Raw genomic sequence first — 25,485 nt, forward strand, 5'->3', positions numbered from 1 at the left:
ATTTGTTAAAAGAGTCTTATCCGTTGAGAAGATTTCAAAAAACTAACACGATTGTGTAGTGAACATCTTAGATGATATAAATTCATCATTTTGCATATCTACATTTTCAATAGTATTCCATTCAATTGTTTTCCAATCTTTTAAGACAATATCATTCTTTGTGATTTGAAATTCTTCTTTTGTTAATGAACAGTAATTAGCCATAGAATCTCCTGGTTCTTTATTTTCATCATAAATTACACCTTCTGAAAGAATAATGTAAAAACTTCTTTTGTCCATATTTTAATTGGAGTACTGCTTCAATTGCATTGTTTTTTTAAGATTGAAATTTATATAAAAAAGGAATGTTCAAATGAACATTCCTTAGTCGAAGTTTGCAAGCTTTTCTTTTGCAGCTTCATACTTAGCTAAGTAATCAGCCTGTTTTGCTTTTTCTTGTTCAACCTTAGCTGCTGGAGCCTTGTTGACAAAGTTTGGATTTGAAAGCATCTTCTTAGATCTTTCAAGTTCCTTTTCAAGAGCTGCAATTTCTTTTTTCGCTTTTTCTTTTTCAGCTTCCATATCGATATACTGACCTAAGTCAATATGAAGAGTATTACCACCCTTGATCACTGAGTTAGCACTGTTTTTAGCAACATCCATATTATATCCTGCACAGATTGCATTACATAATTTCTTGATGAATGGTGCCATATCATTTAATAGTCCTTCAAGTCCATCAGTGTTAGTAGTGATTGTGTAATCAACTTCTACACTGTTCTTGATCACATACTGATGTCTGATTTCACGAATACCTTTAACAATATCAATCAAGTAAGTGAACTGGCTATCGATAGTCTTATTAGAGAATGCTGGATTCACTTCTGGCCATGAAGCTAATACGATTGATTCTTTAGCATGTGGAATTGACTGGTAGATTTCTTCAGTTACAAATGGCATAAATGGATGAAGAAGTCTTACAATGCTATTAAGAACATAAACAAGAGTAGACTGAGTTGCTGCTTTAGCTTTTTCATCATCACCATTTAATGTTTCTTTTGCTAATTCAATATACCAGCTACAGAATTCATTCCAGATGAAGTCATAAAGTTCACTTCCTACATTACCAAATTCAAATTTGTCCATGTTAGCATTTGTATCTTCAATGACTTCATTTAATCTATTTAAGATCCACTGATCAGGAAGATTTAAGTTTTCAAGCTTAACATCATCCCAAGTCATGTTTTCATCAATGTTCATTAATACGAATCTCGCACTGTTCCAGATCTTATTGATGAAATGAGAAATAGCTTCAAGCTTAGCAGGAACATATCTCATATCCTGTCCAGGAGCAGTGTTGTTAGTTAAGAAGAATCTTAATGTATCTGCACCATATTCATCGATAACGTCCATTGGATCTACACCGTTACCAAGTGATTTAGACATCTTTCTACCCTGTTCATCACGGATAAGACCATGAATTAGAACATGTTTGAATGGTCTCTTCTTAGTAAATTCTAATGACTGGAAGATCATTCTTGATACCCAGAAGAAGATGATATCATAACCTGTAACTAATGTATCAGTTGGGAAATATCTCTTGAAGAGTTCAGCATCTTCATTAGGCCATCCCATTGTAGAGAAAGGCCATAATGCAGAAGAGAACCATGTATCCAATACATCTGAATCCTGTGTCCAGTTTTCAATATCTTCAGGAGCATCTTTACCTACATAAACTTCACCAGTTTCATTGTTATACCATGCTGGAATCTGATGACCCCACCATAACTGACGTGAAATACACCAGTCTTCAATGTTTTCCATCCACTGGCTATATGTCTTTTCAAAACGATCAGGTACGAATGTAACCTTGTCATCTGTTTTCTGATTAGCTAATGCCTGCTGTGCTAATGGTTTCATTTTTACGAACCACTGTTTAGATAAATAAGGTTCAACAATTGCATGTGATCTTTCTGAATGTGCAACTGGGTGAACGATTTCTTCAATATGATCAACAACACCTGCAGCTTCGAAGTCTTTAAGTAATGCTTCACGACATTCGAAACGATCCATGCCTTCATATTTACCACAAAGTTCATTCATTGTACCATCATCATTCATACAGATTGGCATAGCCAAACCATATTTCTTACCTAAAGCAAAGTCATTAGGGTCATGAGCTGGTGTACATTTCATAACTGAAGTCCCTTTGCCAAGTTCAATATAGTCATCAGCCATGATTGGTAATGCCTCACCATTAGCTGGGTTGATTGCTTTCTTTCCTACTAAATGAGTATATCTTTCATCATCAGGATGAACAAAGATAGCAGTATCCCCAAACATTGTTTCAGGTCTAGTAGTAGCTACTACTACTTGTTCATCAGAACCTTCAATCTGATATTTGAAGTAGTACATCGCACCCTTAGTGTCTTCATGATAAACTTCAATATTAGAAAGAGCTGTACGCTGTACTGGATCCCAGTTGATGATACGTTCTCCCTGATAGATTAGTCCTTTATTGTATAAAGAAACAAAGACTTCCTTAACTGCATCAGATAAACCTTCGTCTAATGTAAAACGTTCTTTAGAATAATCCAATGCTAGTCCTAGTTTAGCCCACTGTGAGCGAATAATAGAAGCATATTCTTCTTTCCAAGACCAAGCTTTCTCTAAGAACTTTTCTCTACCTAAATCATAACGAGAAAGACCTTCTTCTCTCATTCTGGCTTCTACTTTAGCCTGTGTAGCAATACCAGCATGATCCATACCTGGTAGCCATAGAGCATCATAGCCCTGCATTTTTTTATAGCGGATAATCATATCCTGTAAAGTTGTATCCCATGCATGACCTAAATGTAATTTACCAGTAACATTTGGTGGTGGAATAACAATAGAATAAGGTTTCTTTGAAGTATCTCCTGCTTCAAAATATCCTTTTTCTACCCAGGTCTTATACTTGCCTTCTTCTACTTTTTTATGATCATATGAACTTGCTAATTCTTTCATCGTTCGTCTCCTTTAAATAATGCTTTGTTTAAACGAATATAAGAAATGACTTTCTTATTAAAATTAGTACCTGCAATCAATGTCTTATATTCATGGGTAAAATCTGAGAAATTATAAGTTGCATAATCTCCTTCTTCATTATCTTCTGCGTCATTTTCTAAAACATCATAAAGATGCTTAGCCCCTTTCAATAATGAAGCAATGTCATGAGCGCCTACTCGTTCAAAACAGTTTTCTATATCATCTACATAATCAGATAATGCCGGTGACATAAAAAAAGAACGAATTCCAGAGTTTCCTCCGATAGTCTGGTTAAGCTGATAAATGCCATAGATTGTTTTTTCTACCTCATTTAATGATTCATAATAATGATCTTCATCTTCTTCCTCTTTACGTTGACATTCAAGAATGACAGCACTTGGAAGCTGATCATCGGCACAATCATCAATTTTTTCAGGTGTCAAATGCGAATAGCATTCTTTCAGTGTCTGATATTCCTGCTCAGCTTTTTCATTCGCAATGCGTCTTTTCTTTCTGATAGCAGAAATACGTGTAATAAGAAACACTGCAATGAATGCCATTATGACAAAGAAGAAAATCCAGATAATTGTGATAGCCTGCTCATTTCTTTGTACTCCTGTTAAGATAACCATATGTCCTCCTTACAAAAAAAAACGAGCAATCGTAAAGGACGATTTGCTCGTGGTACCACCTTTTTTTACATAATGTGAATTATGCCTCAAGACTTTAACGCAGTCATACGAACTCTACTACTTCATTCATAGAATTGGCTCCAAGGCTACCTTCCACTTTCCTCTTTATTCCTTTACACCAGCCAGGAACTCTCTTGAAAAGAAAATAAGTGTACTCCTCCTCTTCATTGCGAATTCAATTTTATCAAAGTGGCACGTAAATGTCAAACGCATTATTGAATAAGAGATAGTGCATGCTCAAGCACACTTTCTCCATCCATCATGCCATAATCCCTCATACTGATCAGTTCACAAGGCGTATCCCCAACAAACTTCATAATCTGATCCCTAGCGTAACGCGCCTGAGGACCAAGAAGGACGACATCAGCCTTCTTAACCTGTTCTGAAATTTCATTAGCATTGACAGCCCAGATGTGCACGTCAATGCCTTTTTCATTTGCTGCTCTTTGCATCTTCTCGACAAGAAGGCTAGTAGACATTCCCGATGCACAGCAAAGTAAAACGTTAACCATATGCTCTCTCCTCTTTTGATACCTTTATTATAAAGGAATATATAAGAAAAAGAAAGGTGACTTAGTCACAAAGCTTAAGAATTGTATTCCAAACTTCGTCGACACCTTTCTTCTTTAAGCTAGAGAATCTAATGAAATAATCATTTTCATCAAAGCCTAAATCTTCCTTGATACGCTTTTCGTTTTTAACAAGATCATTGCGCTTTAGCTTATCTTCTTTTGTTGCAACAACAATGACGGGAATATGATAATATTTCGCATATTCGTACATTGTAATATCATCATCTTTAGGTGGATGACGATAATCAACAAGAAGACACATAGCCTTAAAATTCTTTCTTTCAGTACAATATGTTTCAAACATCTCACCAAACTGCTGCTGAATACGATCAGGCACTTTAGCATAACCATATCCAGGTACATCGACAAGACGTAATTCATCATTGACATTAAAGAAATTTAAAGTACGTGTCTTACCAGGTGTCGCAGACACCTTGGCAAGACCGTTAACATCAGTAATTGTATTAATAAAGCTTGACTTTCCTACATTGGAACGACCAGCCAATAAAAACTCTGGCAATGATTCATCTGGCCACTGAGATGACCAGGCAGCACAAAGCATAAATTCTGCTTTCTTAATTGTATACATAGGCTTATCTCCTATACAATCGCATGTTTAAGTACTGTATCAATGTGATCAGCTACAATGATAGTAAGTTCTTTCTTCACTGATTCAGGAATATCATCGATATCCTTTTCATTATCCTTAGGAATAATGATAGTAGAAATACCAGAACGATGAGCAGAAATAGATTTTTCTTTTAATCCACCGATTGGAAGTACTTCACCAGTTAAAGTGATTTCACCAGTCATTGCTACATCATTTTTAACAGCTTTCTTAGTAAATGAGCTATAAAGTGCAGTTGTTAAAGTGACACCAGCACTTGGTCCATCTTTCTTGACAGCACCTTCTGGTACATGAATATGAATATCCTGATTTTCGAAATCTTCTTTAGAAAGACCATATTTAGCAGCATTGGCTTTCATGTAATCCAATGCAATTGAAGCTGATTCTTTCATGACATCACCAAGCTGTCCGGTTACATTGAATTTACCTGAACCTGGGAAATGGTTTACTTCAATTGGAAGAATATCTCCACCAAACTGTGTCCATGCTAAACCAGTAACAACACCGATCTGATTATCTTTAAGTTTTTTAGTATGATCAAATGGTGCTTTTCCTAAATATTCCTGTAAATCTTCAATCTTCACATCAACATTTGCTGCTTTATCCTTTAAAATCTTAAGAACAGCCTTACGACATAATGAAGCAATAAGACGTTCAAGCTGACGTACACCAGCTTCTCTTGTATAGTGCTGAATGACATAAAGAACTGTTTCATCAGAAATAGTGAACTGTTCTGCAGTCAAGCCGTGGTTCTTAAGCTGTTTTTTGATCAAGTGATTGCGAGCAATCTGTACTTTTTCCTGTTCAGTGTATGAAGACAATTCAATAACTTCAAGACGATCTCTAAGTGGACCTGGAATGCTGCCAAGATCATTAGCAGTCGCAATAAAGAGAACTTTAGATAAATCATATGGTTCTTCAATGAAGTTATCAGAGAACATACTATTCTGTTCTGGATCTAATACTTCAAGCATTGCACTAGTTGGATCACCTTTATAATCAGATGACATCTTATCAATTTCATCAAGAAGGAAGACTGGGTTAACTACCCCTGCCTTCTTCATACCCTGAATAATACGACCAGGCATAGATCCAAGATAAGTTCTACGATGACCTCTGATTTCTGATTCATCAGTCACACCACCAAGTGAAGCCTTGATGAATTTTCTACCCAATGCATGAGCAATAGACTTAGCTAAAGAAGTCTTCCCTGTACCAGGTGGCCCAACAAGACAGATAATTGGAGCATTTAATGACTGTGTCATCTGTTTAACCGCAAGATGTTCTACAATTCTTTCTTTTGGTTTTTCTAATCCAAAATGATCATCATCAAGAATCTTTTCTACATCTACGATATCTTCATTGTCATCAGTCTGTTCCCACCAAGGGAGTTTTAAGACCCAATCAATGTAATTTCTTACTACATTAGCTTCAGGTGAAGATGCTGGCATCATTTCATAACGCTGCAATTCTTCAATTAGTTTATCTTTAATATTCTGAGGATAAGGATTTTCCTTGATCTTCTTACGAATCTGATCAACTTCATCTTCTCCGTTAGGAGTATCCCCTAATTCTTCCTTGATTGCTCTTAAACGTTCTCTTAGATAGAATTCCTTTTGATTTTCATCAATGCTCTTCTTGACCTTATCATTGATAGTAGATTCAATCTCATTGATTGTCTTTTCTTTTTGCATGCATGCAAGAACAAGAAGAAGACGTTTATTGACATCAGCTTCATCTAGAATCTTCTGTCTTTCATTAAGATCAATATTCATATAATGGCCAATTGCATCAGCCAATTCAGATGCGGATAATCCTTGTGAAATATTCGCAAATAATTCTCTTGGGAATAATCCAGCAGTACGGTTGATAAACTGCATCTGTTCAGTAATCTTACGAACTAATGCGGTTTCTTCATTTTCATCACCAAATACATCTTCAAGGTATTCTACCTTAGCATAATAACATCCATCTTTTTCATAAAAAGAATGAATCTTAGCACGTTTTTCTCCGGCTACTGTCAATTTGATTGTTCCATGATTATCCTTCTTGACTTTTCTAACAACGCTACAAGCTGTCCCCACCTTATAGATTGTATCAATAGAAATTTCTTCTTCTAAGGGATGAATCTGTGAAACAAACAGGATATGAGAATCGTACATATCGACAGCATCATCGATAGCTTTAAGACTAAAACTACGTCCTACATCGATGGCCGTATCATGACCTGGGAATACAAGCATACCTCTTGTACAGATCACAGGAAGCTCTATGATATTTGTATCCATGTTATTACCTCCTTTAATTAGTGAAAATAAGACGCTTGACGTAAGCGCCTTATTCTCTCTTATTTGTAATTATTTATTATTTAGAAACATTTTCTTTGATGAAGTCAACAGCCTTCTTGTTAGCAACATCAGCTTTTACTCTATATTCCTGACCAGCGAAGATCTTCTTGATTTCTTCAACATCTCTGCTGTAGTAAGCAGCGATTTCTTTATACTGTTCATCTAATTCTTCATCAGTTACTTCGATGTTTTCAGCTTTAACAACTGCATCAATGATTAACTGGAACTTAACACGTTTTTCAGCCTGATCAGCCATCTGAGCTTTCATATCATCTAAAGACTGACCTGTTAACTGAGTGTAAAGATCCATGTTTAATCCCTGTCTAGAAAGGTTTTCAGTCATTTCTGAAACCATAGTCTGTACTTCAGTATCTACCATAGCCTGAGGTACTTCAACTGGGTTAGCTTCAACGACTGCTTCAAATACATCTTCGTCGAATTTTCTTTCAGCTTCAGCTTTCTTCTGAGCTCTGATATCTTCTTTGATATGATCTTTTAACTGATCTAAAGTTTCAATACCTTCGATGTTAACATCTTTAGCTAATTCATCATCTAATGCAGGTAAGATCTTAGTCTTGATTTCATGAACTTTAACTTTGAAAGTTGCATCAGCGCCAGCTAATTCAGGAGCCTGATATTCTTCTGGGAATTTAACATTGATTTCTTTTTCTTCCCCAACTTTCATACCGATTAACTGTTCTTCAAAACCAGGAATGAATGAACCTGAACCGATTTCTAATGGATAGTTTTCACCTTTTCCACCTTCGAAAGCAACTCCATCTTTGAAACCTTCGAAATCGATATTAGCTGTATCACCATCTTCTACTTCACCGTCTTCTTTTAATTCTAATTCAGCGAATTCATTCTGGTATGATGCTAATCTTTCATCTACTTCTTTAGAAGTAACTCTTACAGCTTTTTTCTTAGCTTCTAAACCTTTGTACTGTTTTAATTCAACTTCAGGAGCTACTGGAGCTGTGAAAGTGATCTTTAATTCATCTTCAGTCATAACTTCCACGTTTGCTTCTGGCTGAGCTACTGGTGTGATATTATTTTCAACAAAGATTTTAGCATAGCTTGTAGATAAAATTTCATCTACTGCTTCAGCTAATAAAGCTTTAGTTCCAACTTTAGCTTTGATAAGTCCCTTAGGAGCTTTACCTTTTCTAAAACCATCAAGGTTAGCATTCGCAGCTACTTTATTTAACGCACGATCCTGAGCAGCTTTCCATTCTTCTTTTGAGAATGTAGCTTTTACTTCTACCATGCTTTTTTCTAACTTATTTACAACTGTTTCCATATTTGTTTACTTATCTCCTTTTTATATTCCGCTAGTATTATACATGAATGTGTATCCATTTGCAACAATTTATCACTCTATTTCTCTGAGTGCTAATATTTGTCTTTCTACATCCTTGAAATCTACATAATAATCAATTTCAATATCGTCTTTATCTACCTCAATATTTTGTAATGTCGCAACATAGTAATGCAAAGCTGCGGCAATTACACTGAAGTCTTCTTCATAGATTTCTTTTGGGTAAATGTGATATAGATAATATTCAAGATAATCTACACACTGATTAAGCAAAGTTGGATTTTCATCTTCCAATGCACTCTGAAGCTTCTTACCAATTCCCATATAAGCAGTCTGTGCCAAGACAAGTGGCATATAGCTTGGATTAAAGTCATAGTAAGTATTGTTTTTAGCAACTTCAAATTCTTCATCGATCTGCTGTTCAATCATCAATTCCATCATTAGCGTCTTAGCAAATGGTGGCTTGTTTGGATCACGCAGATAATTGCGAATGCTAGGAATAAGCATTCTGATATTTAACTGCTGCATCTGATCCAATGCCATATACAGCAAGTCTTCATTGACATCATCCCTTTGCAGGATCAATTCAATTTCCTCAGTAGAGAAAATCTGACTCTTGCTTTCTAGATCATAGTTAACTTCCTGCTTAGCAAGAAGGATTTCATCATATGCAGCATTGAATGTACTTTCATACTCATAAGGAATATATGGCATCGAAAGCTCTTCAACTAAAATATTGATAGCTTCTTCAAAATCACCAGTTTCCTTCAATGTCATGACATACTGAGCAACGACATCATAGTATGTATCCCCTGCCTTTGCTTTTGCGAGCATACCTTCAGTCTTAGCCTGCTGATATTCACCTAAGGCATTAAGGCAAACCAATCTTAAAAGTCTTGTCTTCTCATCACTGAGATCATTCAGTTCTCTTAAAGCGGCACTATATTGGCCTTCATTGATTAATTCTTCTATCATATGTACTCCTTTGTCGTATATCTTATCAAAGTTCTATTATATACGCAAATAAAACGAAAACAAACCCCATTTATTTATGGGGTTTGTCATTATTCATCACCAAATGAAATTCCAATAGCCTTAGCCGCCTTAACAAGTTCACCATTAGGATCTACATGTTTTTGCTGGCCGATTTTCGCTGCACCAATTACTTCTTCTAATGATGTATAACCCATTTTATCACCATTGATTGTAACAACATTGCCAAAATGACCTTCATTGATAAGTTCACAAGCTGCAACACCATAACGTACTGATAAAATACGATCATACGCTGAAATGTCTCCACCACGAATAATATGACCAGGATTAACAGAACGCACTTCATGATTTGGAATCATTTTTTCTAAATCATTTTCAAGCTGCTTAGCAATACCACCTAAACGAACTGGATCAGGTGAATCCTCTACAATCTTACCGATGACCTTAGTACCATCTGCATATTTTGCACCTTCAGCTACCGCAATGACAGTATAAGGAAGCCCCTGTTCATCACGACGCTTTACAGCCTTAACAATATTTTCAACCTTGAATGGAATTTCTGGAATCAGACAGATTCCAGCATTACCTGCAAGACCTGCATATAAAGTAATCCATCCAGCATCTCTACCCATCAATTCACATAAGATAACACGATGATGAGATTTCGCAGTTGTCTGTAAACGATCAATAAACTCAGTACCAACACTCATGGCACTCATAAAGCCATAAGTCACGTCAGTTGAAGCTAAGTCATTATCCATTGTTTTAGGCACACCGATAACATTAACACCCTTACGAGAAAAATCTCTCGCACTTGTCAATGTACCATCTCCTCCTAATACAACAAGAACATCAACCCCAGCTTTCTTTAAGTTTTCTACACCAACATCAGAGACATCTTTTTTCACTTTGCCCCCTTTGCCGTCATCTACAAGATAATCAAATAAGTTATCCTTGTTAGAACTATAAAGAATAGTTCCACCTTCTTTATAGATATTTTCTACTTTTTCTACAGTCAAATCTACATAATTATTATTATAAAGACCACGATAGCCATAGACATAACCAATGACTTCCCAGCCGTATTTTTCAATTGCTGTCTTAGTAATAGTTCGAATTACAGCATTTAAGCCTGGACAATCTCCTCCGCCAGATAATAAAGCAATTTTTTTAATATTCTGTTCCATAATGAACCCCCTAAAATAATAGCTAAAATTGTGTGTAAATGTACTCCACTTTTTTTATTCTATCAACTAACTTTAAAAAATACAAGCGCTTACTTTAAATTCATACCATAAAAAAGTAAGCGCTTTTCCCATCATCAATAGAGGAATTATTAAAATCAGAAAAAAAGATCTTACAGAAGCCCTGTAAGATCTCTAATAACATAACCACCAATCATTAATCCAGCTACCGAAGGCACAAAAGAAACACTGCCGGGAAGAGCACGTCTAGACCCGCCACTGGCCTTCATTTCTGCCATTTCCCTATTTACAAGAGCACTTTCTTTTGGCTTAAGAGGATATTCAGTAGAAAAGAGCACCTTGCATTTTTTAATGCGTCTTTTCTTCAGTTCCGTTCTCATAACTCTTGCAAGAGGATCAACGGATGTCTTATAAATATCAGTAATTTGAAGCTTTGATGGATCAAGCTTATTGCCAACACCCATACAGCTGATGATTTTCGTCTTTGTCTTTGTACATTCTTCAATGATATCAATCTTCGCCTTGATTGTATCAATAGCATCAATAACATAATCATATGAAGAAAAATCAAATTCATCTTTCACTTCAGGAAGATAAAACATCTGTTTCTTCTCAATGATCGCATCTTCATTGATAGAAAGAATACGCTTTGCAACTAAATCAACCTTGTTCATTCCTATTGTATCCAAGGTTGCAATAATCTGACGATTGATATTCGTCTTAGAGACAGTATCATTATCCACAAGGACAAAGTGTCCAACACCAGCTCTTGCCAAGGCTTCAGCCACAAATCCGCCTACACCGCCTAATCCAAATAGACAGACTTTCTTGTTCATCAATGAATCAACAGCGTCTTCTCCTAAAAGAATAGCTGTTCTAGAAAATTGTTCTTTCATATACTAATTTCTTCTTTCTGATTGAATAAAATAAAGATAGGCATCATTGTCAATATGTACCTTCTCATCACTTTCATTAGATACACATAAAGGATCATCTCTTCTTAACTGATAAGAAGATAATGGATACTCACAATGAGACAGACTCACTTTGCATTCATCAAGTGCAAACAATGAAAAATACTTAGAGTGAACCATCAATTCATGATGTCCTGGCTTTAATATTGAAATAATATTAGTCGCATCAATAACCCTTATATCAAGATCTTTATACTGCTCAAGAAGACACATGATGGAGAAGAAATGATCAATTCTTCCTCCAGTTACACCGTAAATATCAATTTCATCATAGCCCTTGTTAATCGCATATTCTAAAGCCAGCTGTGTATCTGTCTGATCTTTTCTTGAAGGATACTTCTTAATCTTAAGATCATCTAAAATCTCTAGATCACAAAGCGAATCAAAATCCCCAATAGCCAAAGTAGGATGAAGCTTATACTTCAATAAATGAGAAACACCTGCATCAGCACCAATGTAAGGGATTGTGCGGTCCAATACATCCCCTACATCCATACCCGCATAGATGCCTATTCGCATAATAATGATGCGATCGCATCACGACGTGATGCTGCCTTAAATACATAGCTTCCTGCAACAAGAACATCACAGCCAGCTTCTACGCATAGCTTTCCTGTCTGTTCATTGATGCCGCCATCAACTTCAATAATAAAGCCATATTTTCCTTTTAGACTATTTAATGTCTTAATCTTTTCAACAGCAATATCATTGAATGACTGACCGCCAAATCCCGGTTCAACACTCATGACAAGAATCATGTCTACATCATTTAAATAGGGAAGAATAGCGTCTACATGTGTACCTGGTTTAATAGAAATACCAACCTGTACATTTGATGCATGAATATGATTGATAAGTTCCATTGTCTTTTCTCTTGATTCCATTGCTTCAATATGGAAAGTGATCATATCTGCTCCAGCTTTGATGAATTCATCTACATAAAACATAGGATCAGTGATCATTAAATGAACATCTAAAAATAAGTCAGTTGCTTTTCTTACATTAGCTAAGATGCTATATCCAAATGAAATATTAGGAACAAAATGTCCATCCATTACATCATAATGAAGCCATTTAGCTCCTTCTAATGTATCAATTTCTTCTTTTAATTTTGAAAAATCCGCCGATAAAACAGATGGTGCGACTTTAGTCATACTTCTTTGCCTCTCTCTCTTTGACTTCTTTTAAGAAAGTCAGATAATGTTCATAACGTTCTTTCGTAATCTTGCCTTCTTCTACCGCCTGTTTAACACCACAATGAGGCTCACTATCATGAAGGCAGCCACGGAACTTACACATTGTAGCATATTCTCTAAAATCATGGTAGCTTACAGAAAGATCAATAGGATCCATTTCCAATGTCAAAGATGAAAAACCTGGCGTATCAGCTACATAGCCGCCATGCATGCGAATAAGTTCCGTATGTCTTGTCGTATGCTTCCCACGACCAAGTGCCTTAGAGATTTCATTGGTATCAATGTTCAAATGAATATCCAATGCATTAAGCAGACTGGATTTCCCGACACCACTTTGTCCTGTAACTACGCTTGTTTTTCCTTTGAGCACCTCTTTTACTTCGTCAATTCCAATATTCTCTTTAGAACTTACAAAAATTGTATGATAAGCATGGTAATCACTCTTGATTTTCTCAATGAGAGTATCATCTAGATCAATCTTTGTCACAATGATAATTGGTTCAATATTTTCATTTTCAACCATTGCTAAAAAGCGATCTAGAAGCAGATTATCAAAATCAGGATGCGTGATTGAAAAGACAAGAAGAGCCTGATCAACATTACAGATCGGTGGTCTTCTTAATTCATTCTTTCTTTTTTCTAAAGATAAAATATAGCCTTCTCCATTATCTTGTACATCAATTGTACAAATATCACCTACCAAAGGTGTCTGTTTTGTTTTTCTAAATTTCCCTCTTGCCTTGCAAGTGTAAACCTGCCCTTCTGCTTCCACATAATAGAAGCCAGCAAGTGCTTTGATGATTCTTCCTTTAAGCATATATCTCCTTTATAAAGAGCCTCAACTCTAATGAGCGAGGCTTTATGTATTATTTGTCGTATTGTTCTGATTATTTGAATTATTGTTATTGGAATTATTATTGTTAGTATTGTTATTGTTATCAGTGTTATTATCCTGATTTGGAGTAACCTGTGTATTGTCAGTCTCTACTTCAGGCACTTTATCATAGTAATAAAGCGTAATTGTCGTACCACGCTTATTGACAGTTGAATAAGGTGCAAGCGACTGTCTAATAACAATATTGATCTTATCCTTAGTAATCTTAGCACGTTCATTGGCATCAGATGGCAAGCTTAAGACTTTCGTCTTAACCTTAAATCCAGCACTTTCCAATGTCTTGGTAGCAGATTTAATAGTATCACCATAAAGATAAGGAACCATGATTGTAACGCCCTTGGAAACAGTAAGTGTAATAGTCTTATTTGTTTCATTAGGATCACGTTTTTCACCAGGTGCAATTGATTGTCCAATGACACGTCCTTCTTCAACATTATCATCAGACTTTTCATATTTCGTTACCGTGTAGCCTAAATCTTCCAATTCCTTCTTGGCCGCTTCATACGTATAATTCGTATAGTCAGACATAATATCATATTTGCCCTTAGATACAGTAATAACAATGGCTGTATCTTTTTCCATATTCTTTCCAGCTTTAGGATTCGTACTGATCACATAGTTCTTATCATACTTATCACTCAATTCACTTTCATAAGTGATAGCACCCTTAAAGCCATTCTTCTCAAGCTTCTTTTTCGCATCTGATTTAGAAAGTCCTACTAAATCGGGCATCTTATATGTCTTATTGGCATCCATGTAATAGAAATAACCGATTCCAAAACCAAGCAATACCAAGGCAAGAAGCACTACAATAAGCTTCGCCTTAGATTTCTTCTTTTTAGGTTCAGCAGTCTTGCTGCGGGAAACACGCGTTGTTGTCGTGGTTGGTTCTGGTACTTCATTTTCCACAATACCTTCATTTTTTGTTTTCGTAAAAAACTCAGTATCCTGTGCAACGATTGTTGGCTCTTCTACCGGTACATCAAATGTCAGCTTCTCTTCTTCTGTTCTTACGAGACAAGTCGCAATATCATCCAACATATCCAGTGCTGAAGCATAACGATTCTCTACATTCTTAGCTGTTGCCTTGATAATAATATTCTCAACAGACTGAGGAATTGAAGGATTAAATGCTCTTACTGAAGGAATGCTGTCACGCATATGTTTCAAGGCAATATTGACAGGCGATTCCCCGTTAAATGGCACCTCACCTCTTAACAGTTCATAGAAAACAATACCCAATGCATAAATGTCCGACTGTGGCGTTGCCTTTTCTCCTCTTGCAATTTCAGGAGCAAGGTAATGCAACGATCCCATGATTGTATCCGTCTGTGTCACTTGAGACAGCGACTGAATCGAAGCAATTCCGAAATCGGCGATTTTTACAATTCCAGAATCAGTGACTAATATATTTTGTGGCTTCAGATCGCGATGTACGATGCCCATTTCATGGGCAGTCGCTGTTGCACTGACAACCTGTTTCATAATATCTATCGCTTCAATATAATGAAGCGCACCCCGGATATTAATTAATTCTTTAAGTGTTTGTCCTTTGACATATTCCATGACGATGTAATAGAGGTCATCTTCATCTCCAACATCGTAGATAGCGACAATATTTTTATGATTGATTGCGGCAGCAGCGCTTGCTTCACGATGAAATCTTTTGATGTAGATTGGATCACCAGTCAATGATGATCTAAGTATTTTTACAGCAACAGTTCTACGAAGAACTTTATCTTCAGCAAGATAAACATCCGCCATTCCGCCTTGTCCAATTAATTCCCCTAACAAGTAACGGTCTGCCAGTAATCGATTCACTTCACTCATACTATGCGCCCCTTTCTATAAGAATAGTGCTGATGTTGTCCAAACCACCAAACTGTTTGGCCGTTTCCATCAATTTCTCATTTTTTTGTTGAATAGTCAAATCTAATTTTAAAATTTCCACAATTTGATTATCACTTAATGAATTATATAATCCATCTGAACAAAGCAGAATGGTATCTGCATGAACAACTGCAAATGATACATTCAGTAAGTCTGTTACCCCAACAGCCTGTACAAGAATGTTTCGCTGTGGATGATTCTTGGCTTGTTCTTTATTGATATACCCCTTTTCCAATAAAGCATTGACCAATGTATCATCCGTTGTTATCTGTTCTAAGCTCTCAGATGTAACGATGTAGGCACGACTATCTCCAACATGAGAGATATAGATGCATTCATCAACAATATACGCCAATATGACTGTAGTGCCCATATCACGATAAGCGCTGTTGTCTGCCCCTTTTTCATTAACAAGACGATTGGCATTCTTGATCAGGCGATAAAACCAATGTCTGATATCTTCCTGACAAGTAAAAGGTTCATGATCTTCAAAATGATCCATCATATAATCACACGTTAACTTAGCAGCAACTTCACCCGCATTATGACCACCCATTCCATCACATAAAACCGCATAAGCTTCATGTTCATTGATGATCTTATAATTAATGCAATCCTGATTAATATCTCTGAAATTGCCGATATCACTTAACGCAGATATGATCATTTTAAAGTCTCCTTTCCTTCTTCGCTCTTAACTGTCCGCAAGCTCCATCAATATCTCCACCATGTTCTTTTCTTAAAGTACAATTGATTCTTAAGCGGATCAATTCATCCTTGAACGCTTCAATTCTTGAAGCTGGAGATTTCTTAAAGCCATGTTCATTGACTGCATTATAAGGAATCAAATTCACATACACATTTAATCCTCTTAAATAATGCGCAAGCTGGCGAGCATTTGTTACATCATCATTGACATCTTTTAATAAAATATATTCAAGAGTAACTCGTCTGTTTGTCTTTTCAATATAATCCTTGATTGCTGTTCTTAACACATCCATAGGATATGACTTATTGATAGGCATCAATTCATTTCTGATTTCATCATTTGATGCATGAAGAGAAATCGCAAGATTGACCTGAATGCCTTCATTTGCAAAATCGTAGATCTTTGGTACAAGTCCACATGTCGATAATGTGATATGACGCGCACCAATAGCAAGACCCTTAGCTGCATTAATAATATAAATGAAATTCATGACATGATCATAATTATCAAAAGGTTCCCCAGTCCCCATGATCACAACATGTGTTACACGTTCATTTTGATCATGTTGAACAGTAAGGACCTGCTGAACCATCTCTGCTGCTGTAAGATTTCTTTGTTTCTTCAAAAGACCAGAAGCACAGAACTTACATCCCATATTGCAGCCTAGCTGAGAGGTTACACACAATGACTTACCATAAGGATGAATCATCAGTACAGTTTCAATATAACCACCATCTTCTAACTGAAGAAGATATTTAGTCGTTCCATCACGAGAAACCTGCTTTTCTACAATCTCTAATAGATCAGTAGAATAATTATCACTAAGTTTAGCTTGAAGGTCTTTAGAAAGATTTGTCATTTTAGAAAAATCATAGACATCTTTTCTATAGATCCATTCAAAAACCTGCTGAGCTCTAAATTTCTTTTCACCAATACTTAAAAAAGCATCAGTCATCTGCTCAGGCGTTAAACCATAAATCGAATTCATATTAATCCTTTCTTAATCTGCACATATAAAAACCATCACTATGTAATTCATATGGCAATACTGTTCTTTCTTCTAAAATATGCATATCAGGATGAGCCTTAATAAAAGCTTCTACCTGTTTTTCATTTTCTTTCTTATTAAGAGTGCATGTACTATAAACAATGATACCCTTATTTTTACACAATGTATAAGCATTTTCCAATAATTTCTTCTGTAAAAGTATTATTTCGTCCATTGCATTAGAATCATGATAACGAATTTCCGGTTTTCTTGCAAGTACACCAAGCCCTGAACAAGGTCCATCTAATAAAATATAGTCATACTCTCCTTCAAAACAATGGATATCGGTAGAATCTCCTACATGTGTAGTAAGATTAGTTACCCCAAGTCTTTTCGCATTATCTTCTACCAGATGAATCTTATGCGCATAAAGATCATAAGCATCAATAGATCCCGTATTATCCATAATCGCACTTAGATGTGTAGTCTTAGATCCCGGTGCACAGCACATATCCAATACTCGACTTCCTTTATCTGGTGATAAGAAACGACCAACAAGCTGTGAAGATTCATCCTGGATGGTAACCCACCCATTTTTGAATGCTTCGCTTTCTGCAATTGTCCCACCCTGATAGAAGACACAATCTTCACTGTGTGAAGAAGCGATAAAGCGATGATCTTTTTCTAGAAGAGCCTCTCTTGATATCTTTAACGTGTTGACTCTTGCAGATTTTAAAGGTACTTCATTGTTGGCATGTAAGATCTTCTCACATGTTTTAAAGCCATACTGCTTAATAAACATCTTTACCATCCATAAAGGATGACTTGTCTCAATGCTGAGTCTTTCTTCTTTCTTAAGATCATCAAGACTTCTCTTATGTTCAAAACTGTTTCTTAATATCGCATTGACAAAAGATGCAGCCTGTCTGCCTCTTTTCTTCTTAACAATTCTAACAGCCTCATTCACAATAGCATAATCTGGCATATTCATATAAAGATGCTCATACATGCTCATCAATAGAACCATGCGTTCAAATAGCTTAATACGTTTACCTTTGACACTAGGTTCTAATTGATATTCAAGCATCAATCGATGCTGAATGGTACCATAGACAAGCGCTGTAACAAGCTCTTTTGAAAAATCTTTCTTTTGTACTTGAAATGCATGATTTAATGCGATATTCAAGAATGTCTGATTACGTTCATAATCAGACAGAATCATTAAAGCTAATTCTCTTTCCATTATTAAATCAAAGTGTATGGATGAAAATCACATACCATACTTACCTTTCCATTTTGTTTTTTATTATAGAAGTCATTGAGTGATTCTAAGATCCTATAGACCGGTTTTGCATCTTTATACTTTACAAGAATACGTTCACGATAAGTATCTTTCATCTTAAAGATACCAGCTTCACTAGGACCAATGATTTGTGCGTCATTCAATGATTTCACTAAATGATACTTTATTTCCGTAGCTGCACGTTTTACAACAGCATCACTTCTGGATTGTACAACAATTGCGAGAAGATGGCAATATGGAGGATAATTGGCCAATTTACGATAGGCCATCTCCTTCTCATAAAAGTGTGCATAATCATGCTTAGCTGCTAATGCGATAGCATAATGATCAGGGTTATATGTCTGAATGACAACACTGCCGCTCTTCTCTCCACGCCCACTTCTGCCTGCGACCTGAGTAAGCAACTGGAAGGTACGTTCACTCGCGCGATAATCAGGCAATGTCAAAGTCAGATCAGCGGAAAGCACACCGACAAATGTGACATTCTCAAAATCCAGTCCTTTGGCAATCATCTGTGTTCCGACAAGAATATTTGCTTCTTTATTGCGAAACGCTTTTAAAAGCTTAGTGTGACTGTTCTTATTTCTTGTTGTATCATAATCAAAGCGCATCACTTTAGCATTAACAATATGTGATTGAATATACTCTTCAATACGCTGTGTCCCATATCCAATCTTTTTTAAATGCGTAGAATGACATGAAGGACATTCTCTTGGTACACTCATACTAAAATCACAGTAATGACATTTTAATCGATCTTCATTTTTATGATAAGTCAAGGTAACATCACAGTGAGGACATTTCACAACTTCCTGGCAATCCGTACATTTTATAAATGAAGCATACCCTCTTTTATTTAATAAAAGTATCGCCTGTTCACCTCTATCAATTGTTTCCTGAAGTCTTGACTTCATCAATTGTGACATATAGCCATAGTTGCCCGCTTTTGTCTCCTCTTCCATATTGACAATATCCACATGAGGAAGAGGCTTCTTATTGATACGTTCAGGAAGTTCAAAGAGATGATAGAATCCTGCCTTCGCTCTTGCATAGCTTTCTACTAGCGGCGTTGCACTTCCTAATACAATACGGCATTTATGAGTTCTTGCACGCATCTTAGCCACCTGAAGGGTTGCATAGCGTGGCGTATTTTCCTGCTTATAGCTTGAATCATGTTCTTCATCCATTATGATAAGACCAATATCTTCCAATGGTGCAAAGATTGCAGAACGTGCTCCCACCACAATGCGTACTTCTTTTCTTGTGATTCGTCGATATTCATCATATTTCTCTCCTGCTGATAAGCGGGAGTGAAGAATAGCAACCTGATTGCCAAAGCGTGATTTGAATATCTTGACCATCATCGGTGTCAGAGATATTTCAGGAACAAGCATAATGACATTTTTTCCCTGTTCAAGAATATGTCTCGTCAGATCAATATAGACTTCTGTCTTCCCTGATCCTGTTACCCCATGAATAAGAGAAATGCTTTCTTCTTTTGTAGCAAGTATGCCTTCTACCACTTTCTTTTGTGAATCAGTCAATAAGACTTCAGAAGAATCCACATTTTCAACTTCTGGTGTTCTCAATATTTCCTGATCATAGATTTCTATTAGTCCCTGTTCTTCAAGCTTAGAAATCAATGCACGAGAATAAGGGACATCATGAAGAAAGAAATCTTTTGATCTTAATATCTCTAAACACTCATTCTGTTTACTCGTCTTCGCCTTTTCATCACTGATGACACGAATAGCTTTCAATGTCTTAATAGCAACCCGCTTCACGCTTTTTGGTTTTAGATTTCCTGGCAGCATGACCTGAAGACAGGATATCAATGGTGAGACTGTTGCTTTTGAAAGACTCTTGGCAAGACTCAATAATTCTTCATTTAAGATAGGTTCTTCATCTATCAGTTCATTAATATAAGCAAGTCTAAAGCCATATTCGATTTCTAGCTCTTCTTTTGTCTTTGATGTATATTCAACATTTAAAATGTATCCCACAATACGTTGATGATTAAAGAAGATGGACACACGTACACCTGCTTTAACTGGCTTTTTTGATAAGTAAGTAAAACTACGATCAAGAGCATGTGAAGAATGCTCTACTAACACATGTGCAATATACATGCTACCACCTCCATTGTTATTATCATATCACATATGGATTTCAAACAAAAAGCAGCACTTAGTGCTGCGCAATGTTTTCTTTAATGATTTCAGCAATTTCGCTAGCTGCCTGTTCTACAGTATTATTGACAACTACATGTTTGTAATTATCTTTAGTAGCAATTTCCTTGGCTGCTTTATTTAAACGTTCCTGAACAATATTCTCTTCTTCAGTACGTCTTCCACGAATTCTTTTTTCAAGTTCTTCCATTGTTGGAGGAACAAGGAAAATGGTTAATGCATCAGGAGCTTTATCCATAACCTGAAGTGCACCCTGTACTTCAATTTCAAGAAGAACATTTTTCCCTTCGCTTAATAGCTGATCGACATAAGCTTTAGGTGTCCCATAATAATTACCAACGAACTGTGCATGTTCAAGCAATCCACCTTCTTCAATCTTCTTTTCAAACTCTTCTTTTGTAACGAAGAAATATTCTCTTCCATTTTTTTCTCCTGGTCTAGGTGAACGTGTTGTCATGGAAATAGAATATGCAAGATTCAATGTAGCATCTTCAAACAGCTTTTCTCTTACCGTTCCTTTTCCAACACCGCTAGGACCGCTAAGAATAATCAATAATCCTTTTTTCATGTTAACTCTCCTCTTAATTAGGTCTATATTATATTTTCTAAGGGATGATGTCAAACATTTTCAAGTATGTTATACTATTTTTTGGGTGATTAAAAATGGCTTTTGATGGAATTGTTCTTTCACGTGTTGTAGAAGCCTTAAATAAACGTATTGCAACTGGAAGAATATCAAAAATATATACTATATCTCAAAACGAGCTTTTGATGAATGTCAGAGCTCACAACAAGAATCAAAAACTGCTTGTATCCATCCATCCAATGTACGCGAGAGTACAGCTTACAGACTTAAACTATCCTACTCCGGATAGTCCTAATGCATTGACAATGTTAATGCGAAAACATATGGATGGTGCATTTATTGCAGACATTGAACAAGTCGGTCTAGATCGTATCTTAAAGTTAACTTTAAAAGGACGCAATGACTTCAAGGATGAAGTGACATACTATGCTTATATTGAAATTATGGGGAAATACTCCAACTTCATTTTAACGTATGAAAACAATAAGATCATTGAATGTTTAAAACGTGTCTCTCCAAGTGAATCTTCACGTATCCTACAGCCTGGTATTATCTATGAATACCCTCCTCTACTTGAAAAGAAGAATCCTTTCGTAGATTTCTATACACCAACTGATCAGCTGGTAAAGACATATGCAGGCTTTGGAAAAGATCTTGCCAATGAAATTACACATCGTATGCATCTTGGCATGATGTTTGATACGATTATGAATGACATCAAAGAAAGCGATAAACTTTATATTGTGCATCATAACAATAAAGACTACTATCATGTTCTCCCTTTAACTAACTTAAGTGAGGACTATGAAGTCTATGATCTATTTGAAGGATTGGATGTCTTCTATGATAAAAGAGATCAGAAAGACCGCATTAAGCAGCAGACCAATGATTTATCACGATTTATTCGTAATGAATATACAAAGAATGTCAATAAGCTCAAGAAGCTTGAGATGACACTCTTTGATTCACAGAACAGTGATGACTTACGTATTAAAGGTGATCTTCTTTATGCTTCATTGCATCTTATTAAAAAAGGAATGAAGGAAGTCACTGTAGATAACTACTATGATGGAACAAAAATGACGATTCCTCTAGATGAACGTTATGATGGGAAAACCAATGCCAATAGATACTACAATAAATATCAGAAGGCTAAGAATTCCTTGAAAGTATTGCAGGAACAGATTGATCTTACTAAAGAAGAAATCAATTATTTCGATCGTATGATGACACTTATTGAAAATGCGGATTATTATGATGCCATGGAAATGAAAGAAGAATTGGAAAATCTTGGCTATCTTAAAAAGAAGATGTCTAAGTCAATCAGAAAGAAGAAAAAGCATCCTCATTATCAGACACTTAAAACGAAGGATGATGTTCTTTTCTACGTAGGCAAGAACAATATTCAAAATGATTATGTCACATTCAAAAAAGCGAAGAAGACGGACTACTGGTTCCATGTCAAAGATATGCCTGGTTCTCATGTCATTGTACATAGTGATAATCTTGATGAATACACTATTCGTTTAGCAGCTGGTGTAGCTGCCTACTACTCAAAAGGTAAAGACAGTTCAAGCGTACCAGTTAACTATACACAGGTTAAGACTTTAAAGAAACCTGGTGGCAATAAGCCTGGTCTTGTCTTGCTTGGACATTATAAGACTATCTATATTGATCCTGATTCTTCTGTACTTAAAGAATTAGAGAAAGTTGAGGAAAGATAATGAAATTATTGCCTTGGTCAATGAACAATGATTTATTTGAAGGATATACTGTTGCTGGATATCAGGATGGAAAACTCTTTGATATGCAGTTTCATGATGGCAATGATGAAGAGATCATCGCCAATAGAAAACGTTTGGCAGAAGCTTTACACACCGATTTAAAGCATATGGTTGCACCAATGCAAAGACATACTACGAATTTTCTAAAAGTCAGTCTTAAAGATGGCGGTCGTGGCATTACCTCCCTAGATGATGCCTTCGAGCCAATTGATGCCACTTATACTAGAGATACTGATCTTCTGCTTTATACATTCCATGCGGATTGCTGTCCGGTGCTTCTTTACCATGAATCGCATCTTGTAGCAGCTATTCATTCAGGATGGAAAGGTACTGTTACACAGATTGTGTCAAAGGTTGTCTCTTATCTTATTGCCAATGAAAACTGCGCTCCTGAAGGATTTTATGCTTATATTGGTCCTTCTCTTGAGATGAGAAATTTTGAAGCGATGGATGATATTATTGATCAGGTAAAGAAGATGGATTTTGATACATCTTCTTTCTACAAGAAGATAGATGATAAGCACTATCTTCTTGACAGCAAGTCCCTCATCCTTCAGCAATTGTTGAATCTTGGTGTACCTAGAGACCATATCGAAGTTTCACCATACTGTACAACTGAACATGAAGATCTATTCTTCAGCTATCGAAAAACAAAGACAGCCTGTCGTAATATATCAATCATTAGACTTAAGAAGTAAAAAGCATGTCGTGATGACATGCTTTTATTATTCTTCAATTTTCTGACTTAAAATATACATAGCACAAGGAATCTGTTCCGCCAGCAATTCAGGCATCACAGTATAACGTTTACGCGCAAGAATATCACCCGTAAACCCATGAATATATGTTCCAAGCAACGCCGCTGACAAAGGCGCATAGCCTTGCCCTAGAAAAGAAGTAATCATGCCGGCGAGTGTATCGCCCATCCCCCCTACGGCCATCGCCTTATTGCCAGAGGCAATGCGATAGTGTTCTGTTCCATCAGTAATGATGGTATGAGGCCCTTTTAGGACGAGGATAACGTCATAGGCTTTCGCAAAGGCAGTGGCTTCTTCCATAAGGTCTGCCCCTTCTTCGTAAGGCCACATGCGTTTAAATTCGCCGATATGAGGCGTGAGGATGACGGGTACGCTTATATCCTTTAGTAGTGACATGTTCGTTGAAAGGATGGTTAAGGCGTCCGCATCGATGACTAATGGTGAGTTGGCATTGACTAGCACATCTGAAGTGAGAAGATAGGATTCTTTTTCTAAAGAAAGACCACATCCAATCAGTATTGCATCATAGCCCTGAAGTTCTTCTTTGGTTATTGGCTTATATCTTGAAATACCAATGCACTCTGGCAGTGACAGCGGTAAAAGATCAATAACCTTTTCATCGCTCATGACCTTTATGATTCCGGCTCCTGAATAGAGAGCGCCCTTGGCAGAAAGAATAGGTGCACCACGATACTGATGCGATCCACAGATAAGCAGATCAATGCCGTACATATTCTTGTAGCCATCATAGCGTCTTTGTTTGATCATTGATTGCGCATCCTGTTTATCAAAGAGTGCATAGAGTCCTGCTTCCATGAAGGGATTATCAATAGCTAATTCTTCTACAACAACGTCTCCAGTAAAGACCTGGCTTTCAGGATTAAGGAAACCTTCTTTTAAGGCTGAAAGTGCAATGGTCTTTTGTGCAAAGAGTACAGTGGAATAAGGTGTTCCTGTATTGCAGTTGAGTCCGGTTGGACAATCTACTGCGATAACGTCTCCTCTATAAGAAAGGTTAATAAGATCAATGACACTTTTATAAAGTCCCCTTGGTGCACTATTTAAGCCAAATCCAAAGAAAGCATCCACAATGACATCATGACGATTAAGTTCTTTTTCATCAATGAAAGTTTCATCAAGATTGATCATTCTTAATTGATCTAGACACTGATTAAAATAATAGCGATTGCCTTGTGAGAAACGTGAGTAATCACCAATATAATAGATGCATACATCTTTGCCTGTTTCATCAAGCTTCAATCCTAGAGATAGACCATCAGCACCATTATTGCCTGGTCCTACTAAGATTCCAATATGCTGATAGGAAGATATATGTTTCAATAATGCGTCACTCGCATAATCGATGAGCTGTTCTATCGTATAGCCATGTTCTATAAGATAGGCATCATAAGCTTTAAGTTGATTTTGTGATCCTACATACATACAAA

General features: G+C 36.3%; 22 protein-coding genes and 1 other annotated feature. Of the genes, 2 read left to right on the forward strand and 20 right to left on the reverse strand.

All coding sequences use genetic code 11. The annotated features are described in order from the left end of the window. Window positions 1–42: 42 nt before the first annotated feature. From T513_RS0101645 to gmk, 19 genes are all read right to left on the reverse strand, one after another. The gene (locus tag T513_RS0101645) at window positions 43–204 is read right to left on the reverse strand and encodes a hypothetical protein (RefSeq protein ID WP_155266052.1); all 162 of its coding nucleotides are present in this window, start codon (window positions 202–204) and stop codon (window positions 43–45) included. 159 nt (window positions 205–363) lie between these two features. Further along, window positions 364–2,985 (reverse strand): valine--tRNA ligase, encoded by a 2,622-nt coding sequence (locus T513_RS0101650; protein WP_029070466.1) that lies wholly within the window; start codon window positions 2,983–2,985, stop codon window positions 364–366. Next, window positions 2,982–3,638 (reverse strand): DMP19 family protein, encoded by a 657-nt coding sequence (locus T513_RS0101655; RefSeq protein ID WP_031588636.1) that lies wholly within the window; start codon window positions 3,636–3,638, stop codon window positions 2,982–2,984. The genes T513_RS0101650 and T513_RS0101655 overlap by 4 nt, the downstream gene beginning before the upstream one ends. Window positions 3,639–3,669: 31 nt before the next feature. Further along, window positions 3,670–3,875 (reverse strand) — a binding site (T-box leader). Window positions 3,876–3,910: 35 nt separating this feature from the next. After that, a complete protein-coding gene (locus T513_RS0101660; protein ID WP_029070465.1) occupies window positions 3,911–4,210 on the reverse strand; it encodes a PTS sugar transporter subunit IIB in 300 nt (99 codons plus the stop codon). A 61-nt stretch (window positions 4,211–4,271) separates the two neighbouring features. Continuing rightward, the gene (gene yihA, locus T513_RS0101665) at window positions 4,272–4,859 is read right to left on the reverse strand and encodes a ribosome biogenesis GTP-binding protein YihA/YsxC (RefSeq protein ID WP_029070464.1); all 588 of its coding nucleotides are present in this window, start codon (window positions 4,857–4,859) and stop codon (window positions 4,272–4,274) included. Window positions 4,860–4,870: 11 nt separating this feature from the next. Continuing rightward, window positions 4,871–7,186 (reverse strand): endopeptidase La, encoded by a 2,316-nt coding sequence (gene lon / locus T513_RS0101670; RefSeq protein ID WP_031588637.1) that lies wholly within the window; start codon window positions 7,184–7,186, stop codon window positions 4,871–4,873. Window positions 7,187–7,262: 76 nt separating this feature from the next. Further along, window positions 7,263–8,546, reverse strand: coding sequence for a trigger factor (gene tig, locus T513_RS0101675; protein ID WP_029070462.1), 1,284 nt, complete (start codon window positions 8,544–8,546; stop codon window positions 7,263–7,265). A gap of 72 nt (window positions 8,547–8,618) precedes the next feature. Then, complete coding sequence (locus tag T513_RS0101680) at window positions 8,619–9,539, reverse strand: hypothetical protein (RefSeq protein ID WP_031588638.1); 921 nt, start codon at window positions 9,537–9,539, stop codon at window positions 8,619–8,621. Between the two features lie 89 nt (window positions 9,540–9,628). Then, on the reverse strand, window positions 9,629–10,747 hold the full coding sequence (locus T513_RS0101685) for a 6-phosphofructokinase (RefSeq protein ID WP_029070460.1): 1,119 nt from the start codon (window positions 10,745–10,747) through the stop codon (window positions 9,629–9,631). Window positions 10,748–10,917: 170 nt separating this feature from the next. After that, a complete protein-coding gene (locus T513_RS0101690) occupies window positions 10,918–11,661 on the reverse strand; it encodes a tRNA threonylcarbamoyladenosine dehydratase (protein ID WP_031588639.1) in 744 nt (247 codons plus the stop codon). A gap of 3 nt (window positions 11,662–11,664) precedes the next feature. After that, window positions 11,665–12,258: a thiamine diphosphokinase gene (locus T513_RS0101695; protein ID WP_031588641.1), complete on the reverse strand. Its 594-nt coding sequence runs from the start codon at window positions 12,256–12,258 to the stop codon at window positions 11,665–11,667. After that, window positions 12,249–12,893: a ribulose-phosphate 3-epimerase gene (gene rpe, locus T513_RS0101700; RefSeq protein ID WP_031588642.1), complete on the reverse strand. Its 645-nt coding sequence runs from the start codon at window positions 12,891–12,893 to the stop codon at window positions 12,249–12,251. The genes T513_RS0101695 and rpe overlap by 10 nt, the downstream gene beginning before the upstream one ends. Next, window positions 12,886–13,752, reverse strand: coding sequence for a ribosome small subunit-dependent GTPase A (gene rsgA, locus T513_RS0101705; RefSeq protein ID WP_031588643.1), 867 nt, complete (start codon window positions 13,750–13,752; stop codon window positions 12,886–12,888). Before rsgA ends, rpe begins: the two co-directional genes overlap by 8 nt. A 42-nt stretch (window positions 13,753–13,794) precedes the next feature. Further along, the gene (gene pknB / locus T513_RS0101710) at window positions 13,795–15,660 is read right to left on the reverse strand and encodes a Stk1 family PASTA domain-containing Ser/Thr kinase (protein ID WP_051654346.1); all 1,866 of its coding nucleotides are present in this window, start codon (window positions 15,658–15,660) and stop codon (window positions 13,795–13,797) included. A gap of 1 nt (window position 15,661) precedes the next feature. Then, window positions 15,662–16,387: a Stp1/IreP family PP2C-type Ser/Thr phosphatase gene (locus T513_RS0101715; RefSeq protein ID WP_031588645.1), complete on the reverse strand. Its 726-nt coding sequence runs from the start codon at window positions 16,385–16,387 to the stop codon at window positions 15,662–15,664. A 1-nt stretch (window position 16,388) separates the two neighbouring features. Further along, entirely contained in the window at window positions 16,389–17,417 is a 1,029-nt protein-coding gene (rlmN, locus tag T513_RS0101720) for a dual-specificity RNA methyltransferase RlmN (RefSeq protein ID WP_031588646.1), read from the reverse strand. Window position 17,418: 1 nt separating this feature from the next. Further along, on the reverse strand, window positions 17,419–18,660 hold the full coding sequence (gene rsmB, locus T513_RS0101725; RefSeq protein WP_031588647.1) for a 16S rRNA (cytosine(967)-C(5))-methyltransferase RsmB: 1,242 nt from the start codon (window positions 18,658–18,660) through the stop codon (window positions 17,419–17,421). Window positions 18,661–18,662: 2 nt separating this feature from the next. Then, window positions 18,663–20,849 carry a replication restart helicase PriA gene (priA, locus tag T513_RS0101730; RefSeq protein WP_031588648.1) on the reverse strand — a complete coding sequence of 729 codons (2,187 nt, stop codon included), beginning with the start codon at window positions 20,847–20,849 and terminating at the stop codon, window positions 18,663–18,665. 58 nt (window positions 20,850–20,907) lie between these two features. Next, a complete protein-coding gene (gene gmk / locus T513_RS0101735; RefSeq protein WP_029070451.1) occupies window positions 20,908–21,477 on the reverse strand; it encodes a guanylate kinase in 570 nt (189 codons plus the stop codon). A 95-nt stretch (window positions 21,478–21,572) separates the two neighbouring features. On the opposite strand from gmk, the gene T513_RS0101740 reads away from it, so the two are divergent. Both T513_RS0101740 and pgeF read left to right on the forward strand, forming a co-directional pair. Continuing rightward, complete coding sequence (locus tag T513_RS0101740; protein WP_031588649.1) at window positions 21,573–23,219, forward strand: Rqc2 family fibronectin-binding protein; 1,647 nt, start codon at window positions 21,573–21,575, stop codon at window positions 23,217–23,219. Next, the gene (gene pgeF / locus T513_RS0101745) at window positions 23,219–23,977 is read left to right on the forward strand and encodes a peptidoglycan editing factor PgeF (RefSeq protein ID WP_031588650.1); all 759 of its coding nucleotides are present in this window, start codon (window positions 23,219–23,221) and stop codon (window positions 23,975–23,977) included. The genes T513_RS0101740 and pgeF overlap by 1 nt, the downstream gene beginning before the upstream one ends. A 27-nt stretch (window positions 23,978–24,004) precedes the next feature. Here pgeF and T513_RS0101750 read toward each other — a convergent pair whose 3' ends face one another. Continuing rightward, on the reverse strand, window positions 24,005–25,480 hold the full coding sequence (locus T513_RS0101750; RefSeq protein WP_031588651.1) for a bifunctional ADP-dependent NAD(P)H-hydrate dehydratase/NAD(P)H-hydrate epimerase: 1,476 nt from the start codon (window positions 25,478–25,480) through the stop codon (window positions 24,005–24,007). Window positions 25,481–25,485 lie beyond the last annotated feature (5 nt).

It is taken from the genome of Kandleria vitulina DSM 20405 (assembly GCF_000702065.1).
In the GTDB taxonomy this organism is placed as follows: domain Bacteria; phylum Bacillota_I; class Bacilli_A; order Erysipelotrichales; family Coprobacillaceae; genus Kandleria; species Kandleria vitulina.